Origin of the sequence: Bradyrhizobium sp. LTSPM299 (assembly GCF_000938235.1) — a bacterium.
Lineage (GTDB): Bacteria > Pseudomonadota > Alphaproteobacteria > Rhizobiales > Xanthobacteraceae > Bradyrhizobium.
In genome coordinates this window covers 1-1,388 of record NZ_JYMU01000026.1, presented here as the reverse complement: position 1 = coordinate 1,388, position 1,388 = coordinate 1, and the positions used below count along the sequence as shown (strand labels likewise).

Sequence of the window (1,388 nt, the reverse complement as noted above, 5' to 3'; positions counted from 1 at the left end):
TCACCCCAAAAGGTACGGCCCCAGTCTTTGGGGACCGAGGCCGCGCGCTTGGAGTGTCGGGGTTGGGGGCATTAACACTCCGCGCTCATTAAATCCGAAGTTGCCACGCGCCAGCGTGAACCACTTCACATCTGCTTGGCAATGCATTCGCTAATTTCATATCACTGGGATTTCAGGGCCCCAGTTTTGAAACAGGCCTCAGCCATCGCCGTTCAGCATTAGGCAATTTTCGGCGACTGAGAGTGTTCTTCTGCCTGACCAATTGCGGGTCACGCCATGTCAAACCACCGCGTACCAGCACCCGACTGGATGACGGAGCTTCTAACCGAGGTTTTGGAAAGTTATAGCATTGATGAGATTCACCAATTGATGGCGGAGATTGAACGGGAGTTAGCAACGCGACCACGGACTGCCCGTGGGCTGTTCGTGTCAGGTGCTGACGGGGCCACTCGGCCCTTGGCTGCGAACGATAACTGAGGACGCATTTAGAGTTCCGGCCATCGCTGTGGCCGCTGGCCCGCTGCTTGCTGATATCGAAGTACTGGGAATTATAGAGCCCCAGCCTGGAACAGGCCGCCGCCGGGACGTGTATTTCGAGCCCGGCGGCGCATCGTTTTGGGACTATCGGGACAGCCGGCGGGCATGTGCCGCGAATGTCCTCAGCCGATGCCACAAGCACCGCATAAAGGTGGGTGAGCAAGAGGCGACCTATTTGTCGAAGGGAAACGAGTCCTGCCCCTCGAACCAATCGATCACCTCGAAGAGCATCCCGCGTCTCAGCATCTCGGCCTCCAGATCGGCCGCGTGTTTCTTCCACTCCGATGTGTCCCGCACCTTGAACTTCGGTTCGGCGCCGACGCGCTCCGCTGCATCATCGGCAGCCAGCGCACCGCGAACGGCCGCGTACATCATCGTGAGGCTTTCGCCAGTGAAGGCCGGATAGTCCATCTCGGGGATCCTACGAAAAAGCCGCCGCGGGGGATTCCCAGCGACGGCTGTAGCTCAATCCAGAAGGTCGTAGTGAAGGTGACCCCGACGAGTTAATTCGCAGTTACCGATCGCCGTGGCTGCCGGGCGTGTGTCACCAGCCGCTGCCGGTCACGCTTCCGGTGCAATCGTCGGCGCCGCTTCATGTCGACACCCGCCGATGTCAGGCCCCTCTTTGAGCCGGCCGGCGGCCACGAAACCATTTTCTCCGAACGCGAAGTCGTCCCGCAACAGATGGGGCCTAGCGTTGATGGTGTCGAACAACGGGGTTCGATCATTGTGATCCAGCTCACACGCACCACGAGCAGTCTGAGCTAAACAAGTGGTCAAATCCTCATCATGAGGCGACGCCGATGCTCTCAGAGAAATTCATTGTTCTGCTGGAAGCCGTTATCAGATCC

General features: G+C 58.8%; 2 protein-coding genes. Both read right to left on the bottom strand.

Features of this window, described 5'->3' with window-relative positions; translation table 11 throughout:
• Positions 1 to 708 precede the first annotated feature (708 nt).
• Positions 709 to 948, bottom strand: coding sequence for a hypothetical protein (locus tag UP10_RS16165; RefSeq protein WP_044587263.1), 240 nt, complete (start codon positions 946 to 948; stop codon positions 709 to 711).
• Between the two features lie 150 nt (positions 949 to 1,098).
• Positions 1,099 to 1,251: a hypothetical protein gene (locus tag UP10_RS44310; RefSeq protein ID WP_156179754.1), complete on the bottom strand. Its 153-nt coding sequence runs from the start codon at positions 1,249 to 1,251 to the stop codon at positions 1,099 to 1,101.
• Positions 1,252 to 1,388: the final 137 nt, after the last annotated feature.